The following is a 26,150-nucleotide window of genomic DNA, read 5'->3' as shown; positions in this document are numbered from 1 at the left end:
AGAGAACTGGTTGACTAGAAGTATACACTGGTCTTTAGTGACAGCAACAAGACAGCGGAATCGCCAGGAGAATGCACCCATGTGTGCACTGCACATGCCCAAGACCGATGGACGCCTCCCTCTATACGCCAGGCTTCGCGACCAGTTGGCTTCGCGGATCGCCAATGGCGAATGGTCGCCAGGCGACACGATCCCGTCCGAGAATCGCCTGGCCGAGGAGTACGGCGTGGCGCTAGCCACCATGCGCATGGCACTCAAGCAGCTCGTGGACGAAGGCTTGCTTGAGCGTCGCCGTGGCACCGGCACCTTCGTCAAGCAGCCGGCGTTTCGCGCCGACCTGTTCCGCTTCTTCCACGTTCACGATGCCGATGACCCCGACGGCTCCGTCATACCCGAAAGCCGCATTCTCAGTCGTGAGGTGGTCAAGATGCCGGCCGAGGTCCGGTTGGCCTTCGGCGAGCCGGATACAACGCACTGCATCAAGCTCGAGCGCGTTCGCCTGTGGTCCGGCGAACCGATGCTGTTCGAGGAGATCTATCTGCGCCTGCCCGATTTCGAAGGTCTGCAGACGCTCAACCCCAAGGACATGGGACCCCTGCTCTACCCCGTCTTCCTGCAGGAGTTCGGGATTCTCATCACGTCGGCGACGGATGAGCTTTCGTTCGGCACCGCCACCAAGGCAAGCGCCAGATATCTGGAGCTACCTGCCAATTCGCCGGTTGCCGTCATCGAGCGCATCGCGCGTAACCCCGTAGGTCGCATCATCGAATATCGCCGCGTGCATGGTCGCCCCGAACGTTTCCGCTATCGCGTCAACCTCGGCGAGCAACACCCCTGAAGCGAGTCTCGAAACTCACCCCCATGTCCTTACGATTCCAACAACAGGTACCAACAATGAAACTCACGCTGCTCCTCACCACCGCCACCGTATCAGCCCTCGCTCTTGCCCTCGCCCCGGCCATGGCCAGCGATTACCCCAACCGCCCCATCGAGCTGATCGTGCCGGCCCCGGCCGGTGGTGGTACCGACAACGTCGCTCGCATGCTCAACCAGTATCTCGAGGCGGAACTGGGCCAGCCCGTAGCCGTACTCAACGTGGCAGGCGGTGGCGGCGCCATCGGCGTCAACCAGTTCTCCCGAGCGCGCTCTGATGGCTATACCCTGCTCTCCACCTGGAACAGCCCCATCACCACGGTGCCGCACATGCAGCGCGTGCAGTACTCCTACGAGACGCTGACGCCCATCACCAGCACCTCACAGAGCGCCTACACCCTCTGCGTGGCTCCCGACTTTCCGGCCGAGAGCGGCGAGGAGTTCCTTGCCGAGCTGCAAGCCAACCCCGGTAGGTACACCTATGGCAACGATGGCGTCGGCGGCACCATGCGTCTGGCGGCGGAGCGGATTTTCGAAGCCTTCGACATCACCGCTCGCCCGATTCCCTTCGGCGGTGCCGGCGAGACCCTGCAGAACTTCCTCGGTGGCCACGTGGACATCTATGGCGGCTCCATCACGCCCGTACTGCCCTATGTAGAGGAAGGCCAGGCCAAGTGTCTGCTGGTGACCTCCGCCGACGACAACGAAGCCCTGCCCCAGGCATCCGGTCTCGCTGCCCTGGGTCATCCCGAACTCGAGACCGTGCTGTGGCGCATGATGCTGGGCCCCGAAGGCATGGCGGAAGAACGTGCGGAAGCGGTCGCCGACGCCGTGGCCCGTGCCGTGGAGCATCCGGAGTTCCAGGCGTTCCTCGCCGCCCAGGGCGAAACCCTCAACCTGGTGCGTGGCGAAGAACTGCGTGAACGCCTGCGGCTGGAAACCCAGGCCATCGGCGAGACCCTGGAAAACCTCGGCCTCAAGCAACAGTGACGCGCAAAGGCATCGATAAGACCATGAACTACAGAGACCTCTTCTCTGGCATCGCCTTCCTCATCATCGGCGCCAGCACCGTCTGGATGGGGAAGGACTTCTTTGCCGATGCCGCTTACGTTCCCATCGGGGCTGGCGCCCTGATGGGGGCGTTCTCCCTGCCTCTGATCTGGCGTGGCGTGAAGAGCATTCTGGCCGCGCGAGCGATGACCGATTCCACCAAGGCCAGTCACACCCAGGCCCATCGAACCCAGGCCCATGCCATCCCGGCCCTGGTCGACCACCCGGCGCGCTTCGCCACCACGCTGGGTTGCTGCCTGGTGTATTACGCGGCCATGCCCATCGTCGGCTTCTATACCACCAGCGCTCTGTTCATCAGTTTGCTGGCGGTACTGCTGGGTGAGCGGCGGCCCGCCGTGGTAGCAGGCATCACCCTGGGCTTCATCACGCTGCTGTATGCCCTGTTCGCGGTGGTGCTCAAGCGTCCCTTGCCCGTCGAGTTCTTCTTCGCCACCTAGAGGGCTCTACCTCATGTTCGAATCTCTCCTGAACGCGCTCCCGGTAGCCCTGCAGTTCGAATCGCTGATCAGCCTGTTCGTCGGCACGCTGATCGGCATTCTGATCGGTGCGCTGCCGGGCCTGAATCCGGTCATGGCCATCGCCCTGATGCTGCCGCTGACCTATGGCTTCGACCCTATCATTGCCCTGGGGCTGGTGGCCGGCATCTACAACGGCTCCATGTACGGCGGCTCCATTCCGGCCATTCTGCTCAACATCCCGGGCACGCCCGCCGCCATCGCCACCACCTTCGACGGCTACCCGATGACGCGCAAGGGCGAGGGCGGCCTGGCCCTGAAGACGGCCTGCTGGTCCTCCGCCATCGGCGGTATCGTCAGCGCGCTGGCCCTGATGACCCTGGCGCCCATGCTGGCCAAGGTGACGCTGGCATTCGGTCCTGCGGAGTACTTCTGGGTGGCCGTATTCGGCCTCGTCAGCATTGCCTTGCTGGTGGGCAAGGATGCCAGCAAGGGCATGCTCTGCGCCCTGCTCGGCGTCATCATCGGTCTGGTGGGCGTCGACACCATCAGTGGCGCAGAGCGTTTCACCTTCGATACGCTCTACCTGGTGGGCGGCTTCGAACTTCTCGTCGTGCTGATCGGGCTCTACGCCGTACCCCCGGTGCTGGAGATGGCCGAGAAGCGCAACGAATCCTACTTCAATGCCGAAAGCTTCCGCGTCTCGCCCGGTGGCGGCGCGCTCGGCTTGCTGCGCCGCCACTGGCGTACCTGGAGCCGCTCGTCGCTGATCGGCGTCGCCGTGGGTATTCTGCCCGGCGCCGGCGGCAATCTGGCCGCGCTGCTCAGCTACAACGAGGCCAAGCGCAAGTCTCCCGATCCCGAGTCCTTCGGTACCGGCAATCCGGTCGGTATCGCCGCAGCAGAGTCCGGCAACAGCGCCGACAATGCCGCGGCCATGATTCCCTCGCTGACGCTTGGCATACCCGGCAACCTGATCGCGGCGCTGGTGCTGGGCGCGCTGATGATCCATGGTCTTCAGCCCGGCCCTCAGCTGTTCACCCGCGCTCCCGACGTGGTGTTCGGCTTCATGTGGCAGATGCTGCTCACCGCCATGCTGTTGCTGCTGCTCGGCGGCATGGTCGCCACACGCCTGTTCGCCCAGGTGCTGCGCATGCCCTCTGCCCTGCTGGTTCCGACCACGTTGGTACTGATGGCGGTGGGGGTTTACACCGTCAACGGCAACGTCATGGATCTCTATGTGATGCTGGGCTTCGGCCTGCTCGGTTACCTGCTCAACCGGCTCGGCTTCCCGCTGGCACCGGTGGTGCTGGGGGTACTATTGGGCCCGATGGCGGAGCAGAACTTCCGCTTGACCATGCTGATCGCCCAGAACGACTGGACGGTGCTGTTCACCCGTCCCATCTCGCTGGGTATCGTGGCGCTGCTGGTCGCCGTCCTGCTTTCCCAACTGTGGAAAACCCTGCGCCAGCGGGCACGTAGCGCCGCCCACTCGCAACAGCGCTGAGCCTGGGGATCCGTTACCATTCACGTCCTTGAGAGCACGTTCCTGAAAACCAAACACGGGATGCCACGTGAAAGCTCTGGTCATCGAAGACAACCCGAACCTGGCCACCTCCATCGCCACTTTCCTCGGCGAGGCGGGCTTTCAGGTGGAGACCTGCGGCGACGGTCGCAGCGCCGAGCATCTGCTGCAGACGCTCTCCTTCGACTTGATCCTGCTGGACCTGGGGCTGCCCGAGCTGGACGGCATCCATCTGCTGCGCCGCCTGCGCAGCCGGCACGACAATACGCCCGTGCTGATCATCTCGGCGCGGGACGCCCTCGACCAGCGCGTGCTCGGCCTGGAGGAGGGTGCCGACGACTACCTGGCCAAGCCCTTCTCGCTGGTGGAGGTGGTAGCAAGGGCAAAAGCGCTGGTGCGCCGGGCGAAGCAGTTCGGCGAGAACAGCCTGCAGTGCGGCGACATCGAGCTGCCTTCCGGTAGCCCGGCCGTGCTGGTCGCTGGCCAGCCGGTCACGCTACACCGGCGTGAACGTGAGGTGCTCGAGTACCTGCTGATCAACCAGGGGCGCCTGGTGAGCAAGGCGCAGTTGATCGACCGGCTATCGGACCTGGACGATGCCGTCTCCCCCAGTGCCATCGAGACCTACATCTCGCGCCTGCGCAAGAAGCTGGGCGACGGCATCCAGCTGCGTACCGTACGCGGCCTCGGCTACCTGCTCGATACCAAGTCCAGCTGACATGACTTCCATTCGCTCCCGCCTGCTGCTGTGGATCGGCCTGCCCTTCACCCTGGTCGGCCTGCTGACCCTCGCTACCAGCTATTACGTGCTCTCCCACCAGATCACCGAGACCTTCGACGACATGCTGCTCAATGCCGCGGAGCGCCTGGAGCGACGCCTCTATTCGGTGGACGGCGAGCTGCGCATCAACATGCATTACTTCAGCATCAGCACCCTGGGCAGCCGCGGCGACGGCAAGATCTTCTATCGGATACGCGATGCCGAGGGCCGCATGTTGGCGGGCTTCGACGGTCTGGAAGACCCGCCCGGCGACCTCGACGAGCCGCTGTTCTACGACACCCGCTATGCCGGCAATACGCTGCGTGCCGTGGCCACCACCTTCCCCGTGGTGCGCTCCACCCACAGCGGCCAGATCGAAGTGATCGTGGCCGAATCGACCGAAGCCAGGCAGAACATGATCAACGAGTTTCTGCTCACGCTCTCGGTACTGATCGCCATCGGCGGCCTGCTGGCCGTGACCATCGCCCTGCTGGCCATTCATCGCGGCCTGGCCCCGCTGCGCTCGATCAGCCGCTCGCTGCGTCGCCGTTCGCAGAACGACCTCGAGCCGATCGAAGCCGAAGTGCCGAGGGAAGTCTCGACGCTCGTCGCCAGTATCAATGGCCTGATGATGCGAATGCGCCAGAGCATTCACAACACCCAGCAGTTCAATGCCGATGTATCTCACCAGTTGCGCACGCCCATTTCGGAGATTCGCGCCCTGGCGGAGCTCACCACCCGCCAGTCCATCGACCCACGAGCCAGGAGCAGCCTGGAGGAGATCGGGCGTATCGCCGAGAGCGCCGGCTACACGGTTCAGCAGCTGCTCACCCTGGCCAAGGCGCGCCACGAACTGGTGGACACTTCCGCCATGGCCATTGCCGACCTCGCCGAACTGAGCCGGGTAGCATGCGCCGAGTCGATTTCACGGATCTACCAGCGCGGTCAGGAGCTCGAGTTCTGCGAACGGGAGAGCGACTGCCTGGTCATGGCGGACAGCGTAATGCTGCGCTGGCTGATCCAGAACCTGGTCGAGAACGCCAGCCAGCATGCCGGCGGCGCCCAGCCTTATCGCGGCACCATCTATGTACGGGTTTCCCGCAGCGAGGAAACGGTGCAGCTGCGAGTCAGCGACGATGGGGTCGGCGTGAGTCCGGAGCAGCTGGCCAGACTGACCGAGCGCTTCTACCGTGCCAGCCCCGAAACGCCAGGCAGTGGGCTTGGTCTCGCCATCGTCGACGAGATCGCCCGCGCCCACGGCGCCACGCTGGAACTCGACAGCCCAGCGGGGCAAGGGTTAACGGTGACGGTGACCTTTCCCTCAGCCTAGGCCTTGTTCGCTAGCCGCCGGCTTAGCGAAATGATCGCCGGTGTGGCCAGAATCAGCAGCAGTAGGCGCAGCACGTGGTGCGACACCACGTAGAGCGGGTCGACGTCCAGCGCCACCGCGATCACCGCCATCTCCCCGACACCACCCGGCAACAGCGCCAGCAGCGCCGCCGTGAAGGAGTGCGCCGTGAAGCTCGCCAGCAGCCAGGCGGTGGCCACCGCCATCAGCACGGCATAGAGCCCGAACAGCAGACCATAGCGCCCGACCTGGACGACCCGCTGCCAAGGCGTGCCGGCGAAACGCGCCCCCACCGAGCTGCCCAGCACCAGAAAGGTCGCCACCAGCAGCACATCGGGTAGCGCCACCCCATGTCCCAACGTCGCCAGCACCACCCCCACGGCCATGGGCCCCAGGAACTCCGGCAACGGAAAGCGCAGCAGCCGGCCGAGCCACCAGGAAGCGGGTGCCAGCAACAGCAGCGAGACGCCCGCCCAACTCACGCCGTTGCCCTCGCCCAGTGCAATGCCACCGGCCAGGTAGCTGGCCATGAAGGCCGCCGACGCCACCACGATGACCAGGCGCATGGCGTGGGTGATGGCAATCCAGCGGATGTCCACGCCCAGCCGCTCGGCCAGGATCACCGTGGCATTCATGCTGCCCGGGAAGGAGCAGAACACCGCGCTCAGCCGGCTCATTCCGCTGGTGGAGAACAACCAGGCGCCCCCGGCCAGCATCAAGCCCATGTACACCAGCATGGCCAGCACGCTGGGATACCACTCCAGCAGGTGCGACAGCTCGCCCAGCTCGATGCGGTTACCGATGAACAGCCCCAGCATGGCGATGGAACCGCGATGCAGCCGCTTGTCGATCCCCGCCCTTACGCCGGCCAATGAAGCGATCAGCACCGCGAACAGCGGCCCCAGCATCCAGGCCATGGGCAACGAGACCAGGGTGGCGATAGCGCCACCCAGAGCCCCGATCGACAATGTCGAAACGGTACGCAGCACCATCGCTCAGGCGCCGAGCGGCTGGCGGCGCCGCCGGAACCAGTTCACCAGGTGCTGACCGAACAGCGAGATGAGCAGCAAGGCTAGAATGATCAGTGTCACCGGGCGCTCCAGCACGTAGGCCAGGTTGCCGCCGCTGATCTGGTAGGAGTGCAGCAGCGACTTCTCGGCCATGGCCCCCAGCAGCATGCCGATCACGGCGGCAGGCACCGAATAGCCGTAATGGCGCAGCAGCCAGCCGACCACCGCGAAGATCAGTACCGTGGCGGGCCCGGTCATGTTGCCGGTCAGACCGAAGGAGCCCATCACCGCCAGCACCAGCACCGAGGGAATCAGGTAGCGCATCGGCACCTTGACGATGTTGGCCAGCAGCGGGATGAACATCAGGCCAATCACCATCAGCAGGAACACCTGAGCGAAGTTGGCGAAGATGATGGCGTAGACCACATCCGTCTGCTGGCGGATGAACTGCGGCCCGCCGGTGATGTTGTGCATGGCGAAGGCTGCCAGCATCACCGCCGTGGCGCCCCCGCCGGGAATGCCCAGCGCCAGCAGAGTCGCCATGGACCCCGCCTCGGAGGTGCTGTTGGCCGACTCGGACGCCACCACGCCCTTGGGGTTGCCCTTGCCGAACGAACTCGGGTCCTTGTCGCGGCGCTGGGTCTCCACGTAGGAGAGCAGGTTGGACACCGACGACCCCACCCCCGGCACGGCGCCGACGAACACGCCGATGAAGCCACCCCGGATCAATACCCAGGGGTACGTCACGGCCATCTTGAAGCCCTGGAAGATTTCCGAGATCTTGACCTTGCGCGAGGCTTCCGACTCGACGATATAGCCCTTGTTGGCGAGCTTGAACAGCTCCGAGGCCGCGAACATGCCCATCATCGCGGGGATGACCGGCACCCCATCGAGCAGGAAGGTCTGCCCCATGGTACCCCTGGCCATGCCCAGCTCGTTGAAGCCGATGGTGCCCACCAGCATGCCGACGAAACCGGCCATCAACCCCTTCAGCATATGCTCGCCCCGCAGGGTGGCGATCAGCGTCATGCCCCACAGGATGACGGCGAACATCTCCGCCGGCCCCAGCTTCAGCACCATGAAGGAAAGGGGCTGGATCATCAGGAACAGGATCAGGTAGCCCATCAGCACGCCGATGACCGACGAGGCCAGCGCCACGCCCAGCGCCTGGTTGTGCTTGCCCTGGCGCGCCATGGGATAGCCGTCGAAGGCGGTGGCAATGGCCGAGGAGGTCCCGGGGATGTTCATCAGAATGGCCGGAATGCCACTGCCGAAGGAGCCACCGGTGAAGATGGCCGTGAGGAAGAGCATGGCCTGCACGAAATCCATATACAGCGTCATGGGCAGGAAGATCGCCATGGCCATGGAGATCTGCAGGCCCGGCGTGGCCCCGAAGATCAAGCCGATGATGATGCCAGGAACGACCACCATCCAAGGGCTGAAATTGGTGAAGAGCAGCGCAAGCGCCTGCTCGACGGCGGCAAAATCGATCATGGTGTCGCTCCCTCAGTCCGGCAGGACCAGCATGTGCATGGGATAAGGCAGCATCTCGGCGAAGAAGAACGCCGTGCCGAAGCCGAAGGCCAGGCTGTAGCCGCCCAGCAGCAACCAGTTGCGCTCACCCTTGAGCAGCAGGAACAGGGCAACGAACAGCACCGTGGCCACATCGAAACCCAGGGTTTCCAGCGAGATGACATAGGCGGCGAAGAGCCCCACCACCGGCAGCGTGCGGTGCAATGGCTCCCCACCGTCATCCGGGCGGGTGAGCAGGGTGCCCTGCTTCAGGCGAATGCCGACCTCCAGCAGCACGATGGCCAGCACTACGAGAGACAAGGGCAGGATCAGCAACAGATTCTGTATGGCCGACGAGACCCGAATGGCATCCATCAGGTACCACAGGGTAAAGCCGGCCAGAGCCATGAGGACCAACAGGTCCCCATAGTCGCGTTTATGGGTGGTCATGAGACGACTCCAGGCGGCCCCGACCATGGTTGGCCGGGGCCGCGTCATGCGGCAGGGATCACTTCAGCAGGTGAGCGTACTTCTCGAAGACTTCGTAGTTGGTCTGCATCAGCTCGTTGGCGCGCTCGGGGCCGACCCAGACGCCGCCGATGTCGTTGGCGGAGAGATGATCCTGGACATCCTTCCGCGCCAGGGTGTTCTGGATCGCCTCGGAGAGCGCCTCGAAGCGCTCGGGATACTGGCGCTCCATTTCGCTGCTGACGGCGAAGCCGCGCATCGAGCCCTGCAGCACCGGCACTTCGAGGCCCATCGGCTCGAGCGCCTCGTTGATAGGCGGAGCGTCCCACTGGTCGATACGCTCGTCGTTGACGACGGCCAGCGGCGTGAGGAACTCACGGATGCCCTCGCTACCCTCGGCACTGATGGAGGTGAAATGCACCTGGCCGCCGGCCACCGCGGAACGCGCCTCACCGCCGCTGTTGTAGGTCACCAGGTTGAGGTTGTCCTGGGGAATGCCCGCTTCATCGAGCAGCAGCCGAACCATCAGATGGCCCGCTGAGCCCTGCACCACCGAGCCGCGCACCTGGCCGGGGTTGTCGCGGATTTCCTCCAGCAGCGAGGGCAGATCCTCGAAGCCGCTGTCCTTGTTGGCGGCGATCAGGTCGAGATCGAACCACTGGAAGTTGACGAAGGAGAAGTCGTCGATGGCGTAGGACGCCCCACCGGTCAGGATGGTGTTGGTCAGGTACGGCGCAAAGGTGGAAGCGTAGAGGGTGTAGCCGTCGTCCGGCCGCGACAGAATGTAGTTGGCGGAAACCTGAGTGCCCGCTCCCGGGCGGTTGGTCACGCGCACGGGCGTCTCGAGTTCCTCGGCCAGGAAGTTGGACATGGCGCGCGCCATACGGTCGGCGCTGCCGCCGGTACCGAAGCCCACCACCATATCGAGGGGGCGATCCGGGTAATCGTCCGCCGCGACGGGGGCCGTCATCGTCAGTGAAGCCAGCACGGCTGCCAGAGTGCCGGTCATGAGCACCTTCCGACCGGTCTGTGAAGTTCCTTCAAACATGGCGTGTACATCCTCATTGTTGGTTTCTTGCGGAGCCTCGCCCCGGCATCGCCAACTCTAGAGGGCCAACCTGTCACCAACCTTGCATGGCAAGCATACTCGACCAATGTCTAATCTCCTTTTCACCAACACTATTGTTCGAGATCCGCCAGCAGCCTTGCCAGCTCATTGGCCAGGAAACGCGGCTGCACGCACTCGCCGAGATGTCCCGAGGCAAAGCGCAGAAAGCCCTGCGCAGCGTGGGGCAGACGGCGGTCGCGGCGTACGATGAACTGCCAGTGGCTCTCGATGGGGAAATCGGTGACCGGCAGGATCGCGATATCCGGATGCTCCGGCGGCAGCACGTGCTCGGAGAGCACGGCCAAACCCATGCCGGCGGCCACCCCCACGCGAATTGCCTCGTTACTGGCCATCTGCAAAGTCGGCCCCAGCGACAGGCCGTGCTCCTGCAGCCAGCTCTCAAACATCATGCGCGTGGCCGAGCCCGGTTCGCGCAACAGGAAGCGCTCTCCCAGCAGCTCGTTCATGGCGATTGCCTCCCGCTTTGCCAGGGGATGGCCCTGAGGCGCCACCACCACCAGCGGATTACGCAGAAAGCGACCGGCCAGGGCATGCACCAGGGAAGGCGGATGGCTGAACACGTAGAGATCGTCGTCCTGGCGCTCGAAGCGCGTGAGCACCTGACGGCGGTTGCCGATGTGCAGGGTAACGTCGACATCGGGGAAGGCCTGGCTATAGGGGCCGAGCAAACGTGGCAGCACGTACTGGGCGGTGTTGACCAGCGCGATGCTGAAGCGGCCCCGCTCCCCGCCTCGCAGCGCCTCGAGGTAGTCCTGATAATCGTCGAAGCGGCCGAGCACCTCACGACTGGCGCGGTAGAGCTCCCGCCCTGCCTCGGTGGGCAACAGGCGCCCGCGGCGCATATGCAGCAGCGGCTCCCCCACCGCTTCGCTCAAGCGCTTGAGCTGCTGGGAAACGGTAGGTTGGGTCAGGTGGAGCTGACGCGCCGCCTCGCTAACCGAGCCGCTTCGCACCACCACGACATAGACCTGAAGCAGGCGGAAGGTAAGGTGACGAACGTTCATGGCGCGGCCCCGCAGCGCGTCCTATAGATAATTACCTATAGTAATCTCACCAAGATTCTATTGGAATCAATATCAGGCGCTGCGCACAATCCGCGACTACTCTGCCATTCGCGGTTACAGAAGAAGAGAGAGATATGCCTGACATCGTCGTCATGTTCTTCCTGCTCGGCCTGCTCGCCGGGGTGGTCAAGTCGGACCTGAACATCCCCAAGGCCGCCTACGACACGCTGAGCCTGCTGCTGATGCTGACTATCGGTCTCAAAGGCGGCATGGCACTGTACGGCAACCTGCGCTGGTCGCTGATCCCCGAACTGCTTTCGGTCGCCGCCCTCGGCGCCCTGATTCCGCTGGCGCTGATGCCCATCTTGCGGCGCTTCGCACGCCTCTCTCCCGCCGACAGCGCCAGTATCGCCGCCCACTACGGCTCGGTGAGCGCCGGCACCTTCGCCGTGGCGCTGGCCTTTGCCGAAAGCCGCGCCCTGCCTATCGGTGCAGAGGTCACCCTCTACTTGGTGATGATGGAGCTGCCGGCGATCATGGTGGCCATCGCGCTTTACCGCCGCCATGCCGGCAAGGAAGCAAGCGAGGCGTTCCAAGGCATCTGGCACGAGACCCTGACCAACCGCGGCGTGATCCTGCTGGCAGGCGGCGCGGTGATCGGCGCCATGTACGGCCCGCGGGAAGGTGCGGCCGTGACCGAACTGTTCATGGGCGCCTTCCATGCCGTGCTCGCCCTGTTCCTGCTGCAGATGGGCCTCACCGCGGCGGAAACCCTGCGCCCCGTTCCCTGGTACCACTGGCGTCTGCTCACCTTCGCCCTGGTGGCCCCGTTCGTTCTAGCCATGGCCGGCCTGGCTGTCGGTCTGATGCTGGGCCTGCCCATGGGCTCGCTGATGATTCTCACGGCGCTAGCCGCCAGTGCCTCGTACATTGCCGCTCCGGCGGCCATGCGAACGGCGATACCCCAGGCCAACATCGGCCTGGCCATGCTCGCGGCGCTCGGCTTCACCTTCCCGCTCAACGTGATCGTGGGTATTCCCATCTACTATCAGTTGGCCATGTGGTTGAGTAACTGAGTTACCCCCCAGCCTCTACGCCACCGGCAGCCCCGGTGGCGTTCGCTTTTCTCCCTACCTTCTTCTTCCATATCCTCGCCTCTTCGACATTCGTAGAACGTCCCAAAGCTGCACTTTACGTTAACGTAAACCTCGCCTAGTCTAGTAACATTCGTGAATAGCCATGCGAACTGCGCCTGCGCGGTTCGCACAACCCGACAGCTTCGCACCTGACACACAGCTGCGCTAGCGACAGAAACACCAGCTACGACACAACCATCAGGGAGTTCCGCCATGCTGACCGCCTACAAGCCCCTCGACTTCGGCCTCGACGACGAGCTCAACATGCTGCGCGATCAGGTGAACGCCTTCGCCCGCGACGAGATCGCCCCGCGCGCCGCCGAGATCGACGAGAAGAACGAGTTCCCCAACGACCTGTGGCAGAAGTTCGGCGACATGGGCCTGCTCGGCATCACCGTGCCGGAAGAGGATGGGGGCACCGGCATGGGCTACCTGGCGCACTGCATCGCCATGGAAGAGATCTCCCGGGCCAGCGCCTCGGTGGGTCTCTCCTACGGCGCCCACTCCAACCTGTGCGTGAACCAGCTCAAGATCAACGCCAACGCCGAGCAGAAGGCCAAGTACCTGCCCAAGCTGATCAGCGGCGAGCACATCGGCGCGCTGGCCATGTCCGAGCCGGGCGCCGGTTCCGATGTAGTCTCGATGAAGCTGCGCGCGCGCCAGGAGGGTGACAAGTACATCCTCAACGGCAACAAGATGTGGATCACCAACGGCCCCGACGCCGACGTGCTGGTGGTCTACGCCAAGACCGACCCGGACGCTGGCTCCAAGGGCATCACCGCCTTCATCATCGAGAAAGGCATGCCCGGCTTCTCCACCGCCCAGAAGCTCGACAAGCTGGGCATGCGCGGTTCCAATACCTGCGAGCTGGTGTTCCAGGACTGCGAAGTGCCGGCCGAGAATATCCTGGGCGAGGAAGGCAAAGGCGTGCGCGTGCTGATGAGCGGCCTCGACTACGAGCGCACCGTGCTCGCCGCCGGCCCCATCGGCATCATGCAGGCGGCCATGGACGTCGTCGTGCCCTACATCCACGAGCGCAAGCAGTTCGACCAGTCCATCGGTGAGTTCCAGCTGGTGCAGGGCAAGATCGCCGACATGTACACCACGCTGAACGCCTGTCGCGCCTACCTCTACGCGGTGGCGGCCGCCTGCGACCGCGGCCAGACTTCCCGTAAGGACGCCGCGGGCGTGATCCTCTACTGCGCCGAGAAGGCCACCCAGGTGGCGCTGGACGCCATCCAACTGCTCGGCGGCAACGGCTACATCAACGAGTACCCCACCGGACGCCTGCTGCGCGACGCCAAGCTCTACGAGATCGGCGCCGGGACCAGCGAGATCCGTCGTATGCTGATCGGCCGTGAGTTGTTCAACGAATCAAAATGAAAATGGCTGCGCTAGCTCGCACCTTCGTGAACACACATTGAGCAAGGGAGCCGATAGATGGCCATCCTGAACACCCAAGTCAATCCGCGCAGCGACGGCTTCCAGGCCAACGACAAGGCCATGCGCCACGAGGTCATGAAGCTGCGTGAGCTGACCGCGGCGATCAGCCAGGGCGGCGGCGAGAAGGCCCGCACCCGCCACGAGAGCCGCGGCAAGCTGTTCGTGCGCGACCGCATCGACCACCTGATCGACGAAGGCTCGCCGTTCCTCGAGTTCTCGGCGCTGGCCGCCCATGAGGTCTACGAGAGCGACGTGCCCGCCGCCGGCGTGGTCACCGGTATCGGTCGCGTGAGTGGCGTGGAGTGCGTGATCGTCGCCAACGACGCCACCGTCAAGGGCGGCACCTACTACCCGCTCACGGTGAAGAAGCACATCCGCGCCCAGGAGATCGCCCGCAAGCACCGCCTGCCGTGCATCTACCTGGTCGACTCCGGCGGCGCCTTCCTGCCCCGTCAGGACGAAGTGTTCCCCGACCGCGAGCACTTCGGGCGCATCTTCTACAACCAGGCCACCCTCTCCGCCGAAGGCATCCCGCAGATCGCCGTGGTGATGGGTTCCTGCACCGCCGGCGGCGCCTACGTGCCGGCCATGGCCGACGAGTCGATCATCGTCAAGCAGCAGGGCACCATCTTTCTGGGCGGTCCGCCGCTGGTGAAGGCCGCCACCGGCGAGACCATCAGCGCCGAGGACCTGGGCGGTGCCGACGTGCACGCCAAGAAGAGCGGCGTGGCCGACCACTACGCCGAGAACGACGCCCATGCCCTGCAGCTCGCCCGTGCCTGCGTGTCGCGGCTCAACTGGCAGAAGCGCGGCCAGCTCAAGATGCAGGAGCCCAAGCCGCCCAAGCTCGATCCCAGCGAGATCTATGGCATCGTCGGTACCGATCTCAAGAAGCCGTTTGACGTGCGCGAAGTGATCGGCCGCATCGTCGATGGCAGCGACTTCGACGAGTTCAAGCGCTACTACGGCGACACCCTAGTGACCGGCTTCGCCCATATCCACGGTTACCCGGTAGGCATCGTCGCCAACAACGGCGTGCTGTTCTCCGAATCCGCGGTGAAAGGCGCCCACTTCATCGAACTGTGCGCCCAGCGCAAGATTCCGCTGGTGTTCCTGCAGAACATCACAGGCTTCATGGTCGGCTCCAAGTACGAACACGAAGGCATCGCCAAGCACGGCGCCAAGCTCGTCACCGCCGTGGCCTGCGCCAAGGTGCCCAAGTTCACCGTGCTGATCGGCGGCAGCTTCGGCGCCGGCAACTACGGCATGTGCGGCCGTGCCTACGACCCCAACCTGCTGTTCATGTGGCCCAATGCGCGCATCTCGGTGATGGGCGGCGAGCAGGCCGCCGGCGTGCTCGCCCAGGTCAAGCGCGAGCAGTACGAGCGCGAAGGCCGAGAGTGGAGCGCCGAGGAGGAAGAGGCCTTCAAGCAGCCCACTCGCGAGCAGTACGAGCACCAGGGCCACCCCTACTACGCCAGCGCGCGTCTGTGGGACGACGGCGTGATCGACCCGGCCCAGACCCGCGACGTGCTGGGACTCTCGCTCGCCGCGGCGATGAACGCGGAAGTCCAGGAAACCAAGTTCGGCGTATTCCGGATGTGAGGCCGTTATGACACAGACTTATACCGAACTGCAGATCGACGAGCGCGGCGTCGCCCGGCTGACGCTGAATCGCCCCGAAGTGCACAACGCCTTCGACGACAGCCTGATCGCCGAGCTCAACGAGCACCTCGCCAAGCTCCACGATGCCGCCCGCCACGGCGAGGTGCGCGTGGTGGTGCTGGGCTCCGAGGGCAAGAGCTTCTCCGCCGGAGCCGATCTCGGCTGGATGAAGCGCATGGTGGAGTACGACTTCGAGGGCAACCTGGCCGATTCGCGCAAGCTCTCGCAGCTGATGCACGGGCTGGACACCCTCCCTTGCCCCACCGTATGTCGCGTGCAGGGTGCCGCCTTCGGCGGTGCCGTGGGCCTGGCCGCCTGCTGCGACGTGGTGATCGCCAGCGAGAAGGCCAAATTCTGCCTCTCCGAGGTCAAGATCGGCCTCTCCCCGGCGGTGATCAGCCCCTACGTGCAGCGCGCCCTGGGCTCTCGCCAGATGCGCCGCTACGCCCTCACCGCCGAGGTGATCGATGCCGACCAGGCGCTGGAACTGGGCCTGGCCCACCAGATCGTCGGCCACGACCACATCGACGAGGCTGTCGAAGAAATGATCGCCACCCTGCTGGCCGCCTCGCCCCAGGCCCAGCGTGCCACCAAGGCGCTGCTGGCCGAAGTAGCCCGCGACTCCGACAGCAAGGCCACCCGCGAGCACACCTGCCGCGTGATCAGTGAGCTGCGCGTGAGCGCCGAAGGTCAGGAAGGCCTGACCAGCTTCTTCGAGAAGCGCCGCCCCGCTTGGGCCGACGACAACACGAACTCCTCGGAGCGCCGCTCATGAGTCAGAACGATTCCCGCACCACGCCCTTCGACACCTTGCTGGTGGCCAACCGCGGCGAGATTGCCTGTCGCGTGATGCGCACCGCCCGCGCCATGGGCCTGCGCACCGTGGCCGTGTACTCCGACGCCGACGCCAACGCCCGACACGTGCGCGAGGCCGACGAGGCCGTGCGCCTGGGCCCGGCCGCCGCCCGCGAGAGCTACCTCAAGGTGGAAGCAGTAGTCGAAGCCGCCAAGCGCACCGGCGCCGGCGCCATTCACCCCGGCTACGGCTTCCTCTCCGAGAATGGCGCCTTCGTTCAAGCGCTGGACGCCGCCGGCATCACCTTCGTCGGCCCGCCCGCCTCGGCGATTGCTGCCATGGGTGACAAGTCCGCCGCCAAGGCGCGCATGGCCAACGCCGGCGTACCGCTGGTACCTGGCTACCACGGCGACGACCAGGACGACGCCCTGCTCAAGTCCGAGGCCGACAAGATCGGCTATCCGGTGCTGCTCAAGGCCAGCGCCGGCGGTGGCGGCAAGGGCATGCGCGTAGTGGAAGCCCCCGAGCAGTTCCAGGCCGCGCTGGACGGCTGCCGGCGTGAGTCCCAGGCTGCCTTCGGCGACACCCGCATGCTGATCGAGAAGTACCTGACCCAGCCGCGTCACGTCGAGGTCCAGGTGTTCTGCGACAGCCACGGCAACGGCGTCTACCTGTTCGAGCGCGACTGCTCCGTGCAGCGCCGCCACCAGAAGGTACTCGAAGAAGCCCCCGCCCCCGGCATGACCGCCGAACTGCGCCGTGAGATGGGCGAAGCCGCCGTGCGCGCCGCCAAGGAGATCGGCTATGTGGGCGCCGGCACCGTCGAGTTCCTTCTGGATGCGGACGGCTCCTTCTACTTCATGGAGATGAACACACGCCTGCAGGTGGAGCACCCCGTCACCGAGATGATCACCGGCCAGGACCTGGTCGAGTGGCAGTTGCGCGTGGCCATGGGCGAAGCTCTTCCGCTCAAGCAGGAAGAGCTGACCATCACCGGCCACAGCTTCGAGGCGCGCCTCTACGCCGAAGACCCGGAGCAGGACTTCCTGCCCGCCACCGGCAAGCTCGAGCGCTTCGCCATGGACCTCAAGGGCGCCGGCCTCGATCCGCGCCAGGTACGCCTGGACAGCGGCGTGGAAACCGGCGACGTGGTCTCCATGCACTACGACCCCATGCTCGCCAAGCTGATCGTCCACGGCGACGACCGCGACCAGGCCCTATCCACCCTCAACCGCGCACTGGCGGCGCTCGACGTACAGGGCGTAGTGACCAACCGCGCCTTCCTGCAGCGCCTGGCCACCCACCCGGCGTTTCGCAACGTGGAGCTGGATACCCGCTTCATCGAGAAGAACGAAGCCACTCTCTTCGCGCCCAAGCAGTACAGCATCGAAGAGTACGCCGGTGCCGCATTGATCGGCCTCAACCAGCTGGCCCGCGAGTGCGAGAGCGACTCGCCGTGGGACCGCCACGACGGCTTCCGTCTCAACGCCCCGCATACCATCCGTATCTCGCTGTGCGACCCGTCCATCGCTCAGGTGCATGACGCCGAAGGCGTGGTCGTGGTGGAAGGCACCCGGGCCAGCGGCGCCGATCCGTGGGACCTGACCATCGGCGGCGAGACCCTTACCGCTCGCCTGCAGCACCTGGAAGGCGACGCCGTGGCCGTCACCCTCAATGGCCACCGACGCCGCCTGCAGGCACGGCGCGACGGCAATGTCGTGGTGATGGTCGACCCGCGCGGCGAAACCCGCCTGTTCTGGCGCCGCATCGACGCCATCGACCACGGCCACCACGAAGCCGAATCGACCCTCACCGCGCCGATGCACGGCACCGTGGTCGCGCTGCTGGTGGAAGCCGGTCAGAAGGTGGAGAAAGGCATGCCGCTGATGGTCATGGAAGCCATGAAGATGGAACACACCATGACCGCCCCCGCCGACGGCCACGTGGAGAGCTTCCACTTCAACGCCGGCGATACGGTGGGCCAAGGCGACGTGCTGCTGGAATTCGCCCCGGTCGAGTAAGCTAAGAAAGATATCGGAAGCGCCAAGCTAAGCGGCGCCGGGAGCTGTCGTGAGCGAAGCTCATTTTTCAGGGATGAAAAATGGAGCGCCCAGGGATGGGTTCATAGCGATCTTCGCGAGAGACAGCACCCGGGGTAGCCGCGGACGAAGCCACTGATTGCGTGCCGTGAACAGGATAGGAGAAAATCGAATGGCATTTCCCAAGCGCGTGCGCCTGGTCGAGGTCGGCCCTCGCGACGGGCTGCAGAACGAGCCCAATCCGATCGACACGGCCACCAAGCTGGAACTGATCGACCGCCTGGGCGCTGCCGGCATCGGCTACATCGAAGCGGCCAGCTTCGTCTCGCCCAAGTGGGTGCCGCAGATGGCCGACCATCGTGAAGTGATGACCGGCCTCAAGCGCCGCCAAGGCGTGACCTACGCCGCCCTCACCCCCAACCTCAAGGGGCTGGAAGCGGCGCTGGAGTGCGGCGTGGAAGAAGTGGCGGTATTCGGCGCGGCCAGTGAAGCCTTCTCGCAGAAGAACATCAACTGCTCCGTCGCCGAATCGCTGGAGCGCTTCGCCCCCGTGCTGGAGCGAGCCAGAGAGGCCAACGTGCGCGTACGCGGCTACGTCTCCTGCGTGCTCGGCTGCCCCTACGAAGGCGAGATCGCCCCGGCCAAGGTAGCCGAGGTGAGCAAGGCGCTGTTCGATATGGGCTGCTACGAAGTCTCGCTCGGCGACACCATCGGCGTCGGCACCCCGCTCGCCGCCAAGCGCATGATCGAAGCCGTGAGCCGCGACATCCCCATGGAAAAGCTAGCCGCCCACTTCCACGACACTTACGGCCAAGCGCTGGCCAACCTCTACGCCGTGCTGGAAGAAGGCATCAGCGTAGTGGACAGCTCCGTTGCCGGCCTCGGTGGCTGCCCCTACGCCAAGGGCGCTTCCGGCAACGTTGCCAGTGAAGACGTCGTCTACCTGCTCAACGGCCTAGGTATCGAAACCGGCATCGACCTCAACAAGCTTGCCGAAACCGGCACCTGGATCACCCAAACCATCGGCCGGCCGAACCGCTCGAAGGTAGGCGTGGCGCTGGCAGCGAAGTAGGCAGCCAGCGGAAACGAAAAGCCCCTGAGCCAAGTGGTTGGCTCAGGGGCTTTGTCAGGTGAATACTGCACTGTACAGTTAGACGTCAATCATGGGTGGTACATCCCAAAGCTGCACTTCGATATAGAGCTCAAATTCAGTTTCCCAATATCGCTCATAAGGGACCAACTGATCATTTTCAGGGGCTCCGAATCGAGCAATGAGCTCGTCGATCTCGCTGAGAAGAAACACTTGGTTATAGTACGGCTTGTCGTTTCGGGTTAGCGCAACAAAGCTATCCGGGAAGGTTAAAGACGTCACTTCTGGGTCAAGCTGTGAGAGAGGAATTCTCAGCTCACTGTGGTCAGCGTTCAGATCGCGAAACCACGGCGACTCACCCAGCACCAGATAAAAGGGATGGCGTCGACGCGGCTTTCCCCCTCGCGCAATGAACAACTCACGCAGCCGAGCTTCAACCTCGCGCCGTACTGCAATGTAGTTCCTGCCATAGCGACGACGATAGCCGGGATCGCGTTCATGACGAGTCAGAAGATTCAGGAAAACAGGATCTTCGGAGCCGGCCGATAGCTCTGAGAGGCTTCGAAACGGGCCAGTTTCGCGTAAATAGTAGTGGGTAGCAAACTGTGAAATTTTCATCACCTCACCACATGCATGCCTAAACCGCACCACTGGCCTTGGAAGCGAATCGGCTGGTCAGTGCAGCCCTGTTCATTGGAGACCACGGCCCAGTCGTCGGGCTGGGTTTGCCACTGCGTGTGACGAGCTGCATGAGGCCCTAGCCAAGCTACATGCGCCTACAATAATTAAATTTGGCAACGCTCCCAGCATCCATTATCAGAACTTTCTTTCATTTAGCATTAACAATAACTACAGCCGCCTCAACACCACTCTCTGCAAGTTCAAGCAAGACTTCCTGAGCCTCTTTTAAACCTTGCTGAGCAGCCATAGCGTACCACTTGACTGCCTCCTCGTAATTCTGGCTCACTCCCCAGCCATTCTCATACATTGCCCCCAAGTTGTACTGGGCATGATCATCACCTTGCTCAGCAGCTTTGTAAAACCATTCTGCAGCAATGACATCATCTTGTGGCACCCCCTCTCCATTCATATGCAGCACACCCAGCTGATATTGGGAAGTTACTTCCCCCTGTTCTGCGGCCAACCTAAACCATCGAGCGGATTCTTCATAGTCAGCCGAAACTCCTGCTCCGTAATAGTACATATTACCAAGATATTCTTGCGACTTAGCTAGCCCTTGCCCTGCTGACAAACGAAACCATTTCGCCGCCTCTGAATAATTAACACTACTCCCTCTACCGTAAAAAAACATCAGCCCTAAATTTTGCTGTGCCCCAGCCATTCCCTCTTCAGCAGAAAGCCGATACCATTTCATAGCCTCTTGGTAATCTTGCTCTACTCCTCTACCTACCTCGTACATCCATGCCAAATTATTCTGAGCAATTGGATTTCCAAGCTCAGCAGAGCGCCTATACCACTCTGCTGCCTGTAAAAAGTCTTGTGTTACTCCCTGGCCCCTTAAATACATTCCCCCCAGCAAGCTCTGAGCCTCGCTGTTCTCTTCCTCAGCGAGGGTGAGAAAAATATGGTGCGCAGTAGAAAATTCCTCTGCTTCATATGCGGCTTTTCCTTCTTCCAAAGTTTCAGAGTGTGCCAACGGAAGAATGTCACAGAATCCAATGAGAAAAAAAATCAACGAAACCAAATATTTGGTTTTCACGACGCACTCCTATCGGAAAAACATTCCATAAGCACCTTGTTCAAGAATTCTTCTGGCTTTAGCACCAGGGTCATTGGGTATATTCATCTGGCGAAGGTCTAGTATCTCTTGCGGAACTGGGCCCGGCCAAACAGAAAAATCATCGATAACCTCCCCACTCAACTCATCGATAAGATTCCCATTATTATTCATGCTTGAGCAGGCGCCTTGCATGAGCGCCTGCTTACTAAAAGAAGCAAAAACACCAGCACCAGGCTGCTTCCGTAAAGCTGCAAATACTGTCTTCCTCGCATCAACCGCCCCTGAGTAGTCAGCCATATCCAGCCAATCTTTCAAGTCACTCATGCAGGATTCAATAATCTGATTGTTATTTCTAGGGTCTAGCCCTCTCATACCCATTAGAGTTCTGGAGTCTGGCCTTACCCGTCTATCAACAATACCCTCCAACCCCAACGGATCCACCATCCCGGTCGGGTTGCTGACGTAACCATACAGGTTGGTGCCGCCGTTCAGACCAATCGGGTCCTGGCTGATGTATCGGCCCTGCTGCGGGTCGTAGTAGCGGTGGCGGTTGTAGTACAGCCCACTCTCTTCATCGTACCACTGGCCCTGGAAGCGGATGGGCTGGGCGGTGCGGCCCTGTTCGTTGGCGACCGCGGCCCAGTCGTCAGGCTGGGCTTGCCATAGGGTGTCGCCCCGGGGCGTGACGAGCTGCATGGGTGTGCCCAGGGCATCGGTGACGTAGGCACTGATCTGCTTGGCTGCGCCATCACCGGGCTGGTCGATTCGGAGCATGGGCACGAAGCTGCCGGGCTCATAGACCACAGTGGTTTGGTGACGCTCTTTCGCTTCGTGCACCAGCCGGTCGCCATCCCAGCCGTAGTGGGTGGTGGCGGTGGTGCCGTTGGCGTGATGGACGGTCTTGCTGATACGCCGCCCCAGGGCGTCGTAGCGGTAGCGGGCTTCTTCGGTCGCTCCCTGGGCGCTGGTGCGGGTCAACCGTACCAGGCGGTTGGCGCCATCGTAGCCAAGGCTGAGCCGCTCGCCATTGGAAGTCTCGCGCTCGATCAGGTTGCCGGCGCCGTCGTGACGATAGCGGGCACCGTCGAGTTGGGTCAGGCAGTTGTCGGGCTGAGCGCTGGCTTGGCCTTCGAGGCGGTTGCCGGCGGCATCCACCGGGTAGCGGTGGGCACGGTCGCCGTGCTGACTGGCGATCAGGCGGCCTGCCGCGTCGTAGCTATAGGCGATGACCGGGTTGGCACTGCCCTGGCTGCGGAAGCTGAGCCGGCCGAGGGCGTCGTAGCGGTAGTGCTGCTCGCCTTTGGCGCTGCCGGGGCCGCGCAGGTTCAGATGGTCGAGTTGACCAAGTGCCGTGTAGCCACGCTCGAGAATCAGCGGTTGGGGCTGATCGGCGCTGCTCAGGCGGCGCTGGGTTTCACGGTGCAGGGCATCGGGCTCAAGGGCGAGCTCGAGGCCCAGCCCGGGAGAGCTGAGGCCGTGCAGGTGGCCGCTGCCGTAGGTGTGCCAGGCGAGTTCGGGCAGATCGCCGTAGCGGCTGGCCTGAGGCGCACCGGTGGCGGTCAGGCGTTGCTGGTGCTGCCATTGCCAGGCGGCTACGTCGCCATCGGTATGATGGCGCTGCCGCTCCCCGATGGGACGACCGGAGGCGTCGTAAGCGAAGGAGACCTCGCTCTCAGGATTGACGACACCAGCAAGCTGGCCGTCGGCGCGCCACTGATAGCGCTCGGTGCTGGCAGGGGCCGAATCTGTTGCGGGCAGGTGGCGAGCGATCAGGCGTCCGTTGGCATCGAACTCGTAATGAACGGCGAGCGGCTGCCCATCGAGGCCGAGCCGGTGGGCTTCGGTACGAGTACTCAGTTGGCCTGCAGCGTCGTAGCCGTAGCGCTGCTCGCGGCCGTCCGGACCGGTCTCGCTGACGAGGCGATCCATCTCGTCGTACTCGAAGCGGTAGCCGGCGCCGTTGGCCAGGGTCAGTTCACTGAGTCGGCCAGCTTCGTCGTAGGCGTAATGCTCGCGGCCGCCGTCGGCGTCGATTCGCAGTACGGGGCGACCGTGGGCGTCGTAGTGGAACTGCTGCCGGTAGCCTTGCGGCCCCTCTTGCTCGACGAGCCTGCCCTGCAGGTCGTGGTGATGCTGCCAGCGGCTGCCGTCAGGCAGTTGGGTGGCGATGCGCCGGCCCATCTCGTCGTGGGTGGTGCGGGAGGTTTCACCCAGAGCGTTGGTCACAGCCAGCAGGTAGCCACGGCTATCGTAGTCGTAGCGGGTGGTCTGGGCGGAGCAGTCGGTCTCGGCGATGAGCTGACCAAGGGCGTTCCATTCGAGTCGGCGGGTGCTACCGCCGGCATCGGTGACGGCGGTGGGACGATCGGGCAGCGCTTCGCTCTCGAAGGCGAAGGTGGTGGTGCCCTCGGGGCCAGTGACACGAATGAGGTTGCCGCGGACATCGCGCTCGAACTGCCAACGATGGTTTTCCGGGCCGGCCACGGCGATGGGCTGCCCTTGCGCGTCGCGGGTAATGGCCCAGCGGCTGCCGTCGGGGCCTATCTGAGCGATGACCTGCCCGCTTTCATCGCGTTCGAGCGCGGTCTCTCTGCCGAGCGGATCAATGGTGGCAATACGCTGCCCGGCGTGATCGTAGCGGTATTGAATAACCGAGCCATCGGCACGGGTGTGAGCCGTCCAGCGCTGGCCGGGGCCAGATCCGCTGAAGTGGTAGCGCTCCTCGCGGCCGAGGCTGTCGGTCACCAGGGTGTGATCCGGATGGTAGGCGTAGGTGCGCGTCAGCCCACCGCTCTCCTCCTGGGCGATGACCCGGCCTTCCGGGACATGGCGATCCCAGGTGTAGTGAGCTTCGATACCGCCGGGCACGCGGTGAGCCGTGAGCATGTGGTCCTGCCACTCGAATTCGCGCACGACCTCGCCATGACGCAGCTGCACGCTGACCAGATCGCCTTCGGGGCTGTAGGTATAGCGCACCAGCCAGTCATCCTGAGTGCTGCCATCGGCCTCACGTACCAGGCGTACGCCACTGAGGCGCTGGCCGCTGTCCTGCTCGCTCGACGGCAGCAGCGCTTCGTAGTCGAAGTGGAAGTGGCGCCCGGCGCTGTCCTCGACCTGGACAAGCAGCTCGGCTTCCCAACGATAGGTGGTGGCGTAGCCGTTGCGGTCCAGTTCCTGGGCAAGGCGCCAGGTTGGAGATGCTTCCTGCGTCGGTGCGAAGACGTAGTAGAGGTCACCATCGCTCAGCACGATGGTCTGCGGGTCGTGGCGCAGGGCTTCGGGCAGAGCCGCCCAGCGGGCGCTTTCGCCATCCTTACCCGCTTCCAGCGCAGTCGGCTCGCCGCCACGCCGCAGCCAAAGCTGCTCGGTGGGGGAGTAGCGCGACTGACCCGGCGCCAGAGCGCTGAAGGTAATGTCGCGGCCCTGGGCATCGTGGATCACGCAGGCATCGTCGCGCAGAGTGAGCGAGAGGCCATCACCAGGCACCGACCACCCCTGCCCCAGCACGCCGATACGAGCGTTGGCGGAGAGGTAGCCGCGTGAGAACACGAAGGGCCGCGGTGCCGGCAAGGCGAAGTCGGTTTCCGCGGGCAGCAGCTTGGCGCCCAACAGCGGATTGACCGGGCTGCCCACGGCAGGCGCACAGGCACTGCAGCGGTTGGCCAAGCCTTCGAGCATGGCGGGATTGCCGAGATCCAGCAGATTACCTAGCTGAGAAAACAGCCCGGCCCCGACCGATTTGAGCGTCACGTCTTCGCTGGCTTCCGGAGTGGCAACACCCGGCAACAGCGCCGCCGCCGCTCCCTGCCCGCTCCCCGAGCCGGGGCTGCCACCGGAGTTGATCTTGACCTGGGCACCGACGATGGTGATGCCGCTGGGGTCGAGCTTGAGGAAGCTGCCGCCGGCCTTGAGGGTGATCTCGGCGCCGGCGTCGATCACGGTCTTGCTGCCGGCCTTGTGGTGGATCTCCTGGCCGGCTTCGACGAGCTGGGCGCGGGCGGTCTTTTCGTGGCGCGTGGTACCGACGATGAGGTGGTCGTCGCCGTCGACCTTGAGGTGGCGCTGGCCACGCACAGTGAGGTGGTCGTCGGCGTGGATCTCGCTGATGCGGTTGCGGTGCACGGTGAGGTGGCTGTCGTTGCCGATCTCTTCGGTGCGGTCGTTGTGGGTCAGCAGCTCCAGGTCTTTCTGGGCGTGGAGCCAGATCTGCTCCTGGCCGGCTTCGTCCTCCAGGCGCAGTTCGTTGAAGCCTTCGCCTTGGTGACTCTGGGTGCGGATGACGGTGCGGGTCTTGTGCGCCGGCAGTTCGTAGGGCGGTGTGCTGACGGCGTTGTAGATCCGCCCGGTGATCAGCGGTTGATCGGGGTCGCCCTCCAGGTAGCTGACGAGGATCTCATGGCCAATCCTCGGAATCGCCATGCTGCCGTAGCCGCCACCGGCCCAGTCCTGGCTGACACGAATCCAAGCACTCGCCGTTTCATTCGGCTCGGCATAACGATCCCAGGGGAACTGCACCTTGACCCGGCCGTGCTCGTCGCAATAGATCTCTTCACCTTCGGGGCCGACGACGAAGGCGATCTGGGGGCCATCGACCCGGGGCCGGGGGTTGGGCTCGGGGCGCCAGGCCTGGTCGGCGGGCATGAGCACCAGTTCGTTGTGGTAGCGGGTCATGCCGCTGCCATCGCCTTCTGCCTGATCCTGAACGAAGCCGTCCTCTTCCAGAGCCTGGGGCTGTTTGCCGTGGTGAATGACGCCGAGCACCTGCCAGTCGCGGTTGAGGTTGTCGAGGTCATGGTCGGTGAGCGTGAAGCGGGTACCCGGGGCGAGTTCGGGCAGATCGCTCTCGGCGTCGGCGGTGTTGGCGCCGCGGCGCAGCGCTTCGAGACGAATGCGAGTGAAGGCCTGGCCGGAGGCGTCGGCCTTGTAGCGCCCGGGGTAGTCGTAGTGTTCGTAGTCGCTGCGCTGGCCGTGAGCTTCTAGATCGCGTGCGGCGTGATCATGCAGTTGTCCGTAAGCAGGCTTCTTGAACGAGTAGTCCTTGAGCGTGGCCGAGGCCGGCGCGACCCGGGCATGCTGCTGCAGCTT

General features: G+C 63.9%; 20 protein-coding genes and 1 pseudogene. 12 read left to right on the top strand and 9 right to left on the bottom strand.

What is annotated here, in order from left to right; genetic code table 11:
- Positions 1 to 79: 79 nt before the first annotated feature.
- The 6 genes from B8115_RS12820 (at position 80) to B8115_RS12795 (ending at position 6,014) form a co-directional block, all read left to right on the top strand.
- Entirely contained in the window at positions 80 to 838 is a 759-nt protein-coding gene (locus B8115_RS12820) for a GntR family transcriptional regulator (protein ID WP_010628209.1), read from the top strand.
- Positions 839 to 894: 56 nt separating this feature from the next.
- Positions 895 to 1,863 carry a tripartite tricarboxylate transporter substrate binding protein gene (locus B8115_RS12815; protein WP_010628208.1) on the top strand — a complete coding sequence of 323 codons (969 nt, stop codon included), beginning with the start codon at positions 895 to 897 and terminating at the stop codon, positions 1,861 to 1,863.
- A gap of 23 nt (positions 1,864 to 1,886) precedes the next feature.
- The gene (locus B8115_RS12810; protein WP_141638587.1) at positions 1,887 to 2,381 is read left to right on the top strand and encodes a tripartite tricarboxylate transporter TctB family protein; all 495 of its coding nucleotides are present in this window, start codon (positions 1,887 to 1,889) and stop codon (positions 2,379 to 2,381) included.
- A 13-nt stretch (positions 2,382 to 2,394) separates the two neighbouring features.
- Positions 2,395 to 3,906 carry a tripartite tricarboxylate transporter permease gene (locus B8115_RS12805; protein ID WP_010628206.1) on the top strand — a complete coding sequence of 504 codons (1,512 nt, stop codon included), beginning with the start codon at positions 2,395 to 2,397 and terminating at the stop codon, positions 3,904 to 3,906.
- A gap of 67 nt (positions 3,907 to 3,973) precedes the next feature.
- Positions 3,974 to 4,642 (top strand): response regulator transcription factor, encoded by a 669-nt coding sequence (locus tag B8115_RS12800; protein ID WP_010628205.1) that lies wholly within the window; start codon positions 3,974 to 3,976, stop codon positions 4,640 to 4,642.
- A gap of 1 nt (position 4,643) precedes the next feature.
- A complete protein-coding gene (locus B8115_RS12795; protein ID WP_010628204.1) occupies positions 4,644 to 6,014 on the top strand; it encodes a sensor histidine kinase in 1,371 nt (456 codons plus the stop codon).
- On the opposite strand, the gene B8115_RS12790 is transcribed toward B8115_RS12795, so the two are convergent.
- The 5 genes from B8115_RS12790 to B8115_RS12770 form a co-directional block, all read right to left on the bottom strand.
- Positions 6,011 to 7,024 (bottom strand): AbrB family transcriptional regulator, encoded by a 1,014-nt coding sequence (locus B8115_RS12790; RefSeq protein WP_010628203.1) that lies wholly within the window; start codon positions 7,022 to 7,024, stop codon positions 6,011 to 6,013. The two genes, B8115_RS12795 and B8115_RS12790, sit on opposite strands and share 4 nt — an antisense overlap.
- 3 nt (positions 7,025 to 7,027) lie before the next feature.
- Complete coding sequence (locus B8115_RS12785; protein WP_010628202.1) at positions 7,028 to 8,536, bottom strand: tripartite tricarboxylate transporter permease; 1,509 nt, start codon at positions 8,534 to 8,536, stop codon at positions 7,028 to 7,030.
- Between the two features lie 12 nt (positions 8,537 to 8,548).
- Complete coding sequence (locus B8115_RS12780) at positions 8,549 to 9,004, bottom strand: tripartite tricarboxylate transporter TctB family protein (RefSeq protein ID WP_010628201.1); 456 nt, start codon at positions 9,002 to 9,004, stop codon at positions 8,549 to 8,551.
- Positions 9,005 to 9,062: 58 nt separating this feature from the next.
- Entirely contained in the window at positions 9,063 to 10,031 is a 969-nt protein-coding gene (locus B8115_RS12775) for a tripartite tricarboxylate transporter substrate binding protein (RefSeq protein WP_234254643.1), read from the bottom strand.
- Positions 10,032 to 10,201: 170 nt separating this feature from the next.
- Entirely contained in the window at positions 10,202 to 11,155 is a 954-nt protein-coding gene (locus B8115_RS12770; protein WP_010628199.1) for a LysR family transcriptional regulator, read from the bottom strand.
- A 134-nt stretch (positions 11,156 to 11,289) separates the two neighbouring features.
- Between B8115_RS12770 and B8115_RS12765 the strand changes: the two genes are divergently transcribed.
- From B8115_RS12765 to B8115_RS12740, 6 genes are all read left to right on the top strand, one after another.
- Entirely contained in the window at positions 11,290 to 12,231 is a 942-nt protein-coding gene (locus B8115_RS12765) for a sodium-dependent bicarbonate transport family permease (protein WP_010628198.1), read from the top strand.
- Positions 12,232 to 12,504: 273 nt separating this feature from the next.
- On the top strand, positions 12,505 to 13,674 hold the full coding sequence (locus tag B8115_RS12760; RefSeq protein WP_010628197.1) for an isovaleryl-CoA dehydrogenase: 1,170 nt from the start codon (positions 12,505 to 12,507) through the stop codon (positions 13,672 to 13,674).
- A gap of 57 nt (positions 13,675 to 13,731) precedes the next feature.
- Positions 13,732 to 15,339 (top strand): carboxyl transferase domain-containing protein, encoded by a 1,608-nt coding sequence (locus tag B8115_RS12755; protein WP_010628196.1) that lies wholly within the window; start codon positions 13,732 to 13,734, stop codon positions 15,337 to 15,339.
- A 7-nt stretch (positions 15,340 to 15,346) separates the two neighbouring features.
- Positions 15,347 to 16,174 carry an enoyl-CoA hydratase/isomerase family protein gene (locus tag B8115_RS12750; RefSeq protein ID WP_010628195.1) on the top strand — a complete coding sequence of 276 codons (828 nt, stop codon included), beginning with the start codon at positions 15,347 to 15,349 and terminating at the stop codon, positions 16,172 to 16,174.
- A complete protein-coding gene (locus B8115_RS12745; protein WP_010628194.1) occupies positions 16,171 to 18,216 on the top strand; it encodes an acetyl/propionyl/methylcrotonyl-CoA carboxylase subunit alpha in 2,046 nt (681 codons plus the stop codon). Before B8115_RS12750 ends, B8115_RS12745 begins: the two co-directional genes overlap by 4 nt.
- A gap of 190 nt (positions 18,217 to 18,406) precedes the next feature.
- Positions 18,407 to 19,306, top strand: coding sequence for a hydroxymethylglutaryl-CoA lyase (locus tag B8115_RS12740; RefSeq protein WP_010628193.1), 900 nt, complete (start codon positions 18,407 to 18,409; stop codon positions 19,304 to 19,306).
- Positions 19,307 to 19,384: 78 nt separating this feature from the next.
- On the opposite strand, the gene B8115_RS12735 is transcribed toward B8115_RS12740, so the two are convergent.
- The 4 genes and pseudogenes from B8115_RS12735 to B8115_RS23935 form a co-directional block, all read right to left on the bottom strand.
- The gene (locus B8115_RS12735; protein ID WP_026038099.1) at positions 19,385 to 19,942 is read right to left on the bottom strand and encodes a hypothetical protein; all 558 of its coding nucleotides are present in this window, start codon (positions 19,940 to 19,942) and stop codon (positions 19,385 to 19,387) included.
- A gap of 211 nt (positions 19,943 to 20,153) precedes the next feature.
- Positions 20,154 to 21,044 carry a tetratricopeptide repeat protein gene (locus tag B8115_RS12730; protein ID WP_010628190.1) on the bottom strand — a complete coding sequence of 297 codons (891 nt, stop codon included), beginning with the start codon at positions 21,042 to 21,044 and terminating at the stop codon, positions 20,154 to 20,156.
- 9 nt (positions 21,045 to 21,053) lie between these two features.
- Positions 21,054 to 24,743 carry an RHS repeat-associated core domain-containing protein gene (locus B8115_RS12725; RefSeq protein WP_238539221.1) on the bottom strand — a complete coding sequence of 1,230 codons (3,690 nt, stop codon included), beginning with the start codon at positions 24,741 to 24,743 and terminating at the stop codon, positions 21,054 to 21,056.
- Positions 24,744 to 24,812: 69 nt separating this feature from the next.
- Positions 24,813 to 26,150, bottom strand: a pseudogene (locus B8115_RS23935) (type VI secretion system Vgr family protein); the annotation flags it as partial.

Source organism: Halomonas sp. KM-1 (assembly GCF_000246875.1).
Taxonomy (GTDB): domain Bacteria; phylum Pseudomonadota; class Gammaproteobacteria; order Pseudomonadales; family Halomonadaceae; genus Halomonas; species Halomonas aerodenitrificans.
The sequence above is the reverse complement of the archived record's forward strand: the minus strand, read 5'-3'. Positions and strand labels throughout refer to the sequence as shown.

What these genes read in the sequence shown, in the direction of transcription:
- B8115_RS12820 (WP_010628209.1), top strand. Translation starts at nt 80, where the DNA reads ATGTGTGCACTGCACATGCCCAAGACCGATGGACGCCTCCCTCTATAC.
- B8115_RS12815 (WP_010628208.1), top strand. Translation starts at nt 895, where the DNA reads ATGAAACTCACGCTGCTCCTCACCACCGCCACCGTATCAGCCCTCGCT.
- B8115_RS12810 (WP_141638587.1), top strand. Translation starts at nt 1,887, where the DNA reads ATGAACTACAGAGACCTCTTCTCTGGCATCGCCTTCCTCATCATCGGC.
- B8115_RS12805 (WP_010628206.1), top strand. Translation starts at nt 2,395, where the DNA reads ATGTTCGAATCTCTCCTGAACGCGCTCCCGGTAGCCCTGCAGTTCGAA.
- B8115_RS12795 (WP_010628204.1), top strand. Translation starts at nt 4,644, where the DNA reads ATGACTTCCATTCGCTCCCGCCTGCTGCTGTGGATCGGCCTGCCCTTC.
- B8115_RS12790 (WP_010628203.1), bottom strand. Translation starts at nt 7,024, where the DNA reads ATGGTGCTGCGTACCGTTTCGACATTGTCGATCGGGGCTCTGGGTGGC.
- B8115_RS12785 (WP_010628202.1), bottom strand. Translation starts at nt 8,536, where the DNA reads ATGATCGATTTTGCCGCCGTCGAGCAGGCGCTTGCGCTGCTCTTCACC.
- B8115_RS12780 (WP_010628201.1), bottom strand. Translation starts at nt 9,004, where the DNA reads ATGACCACCCATAAACGCGACTATGGGGACCTGTTGGTCCTCATGGCT.
- B8115_RS12775 (WP_234254643.1), bottom strand. Translation starts at nt 10,031, where the DNA reads ATGACCGGCACTCTGGCAGCCGTGCTGGCTTCACTGACGATGACGGCC.
- B8115_RS12770 (WP_010628199.1), bottom strand. Translation starts at nt 11,155, where the DNA reads ATGAACGTTCGTCACCTTACCTTCCGCCTGCTTCAGGTCTATGTCGTG.
- B8115_RS12765 (WP_010628198.1), top strand. Translation starts at nt 11,290, where the DNA reads ATGCCTGACATCGTCGTCATGTTCTTCCTGCTCGGCCTGCTCGCCGGG.
- B8115_RS12760 (WP_010628197.1), top strand. Translation starts at nt 12,505, where the DNA reads ATGCTGACCGCCTACAAGCCCCTCGACTTCGGCCTCGACGACGAGCTC.
- B8115_RS12755 (WP_010628196.1), top strand. Translation starts at nt 13,732, where the DNA reads ATGGCCATCCTGAACACCCAAGTCAATCCGCGCAGCGACGGCTTCCAG.
- B8115_RS12750 (WP_010628195.1), top strand. Translation starts at nt 15,347, where the DNA reads ATGACACAGACTTATACCGAACTGCAGATCGACGAGCGCGGCGTCGCC.
- B8115_RS12745 (WP_010628194.1), top strand. Translation starts at nt 16,171, where the DNA reads ATGAGTCAGAACGATTCCCGCACCACGCCCTTCGACACCTTGCTGGTG.
- B8115_RS12740 (WP_010628193.1), top strand. Translation starts at nt 18,407, where the DNA reads ATGGCATTTCCCAAGCGCGTGCGCCTGGTCGAGGTCGGCCCTCGCGAC.
- B8115_RS12735 (WP_026038099.1), bottom strand. Translation starts at nt 19,942, where the DNA reads ATGAAAATTTCACAGTTTGCTACCCACTACTATTTACGCGAAACTGGC.
- B8115_RS12725 (WP_238539221.1), bottom strand. Translation starts at nt 24,743, where the DNA reads ATGCTCGAAGGCTTGGCCAACCGCTGCAGTGCCTGTGCGCCTGCCGTG.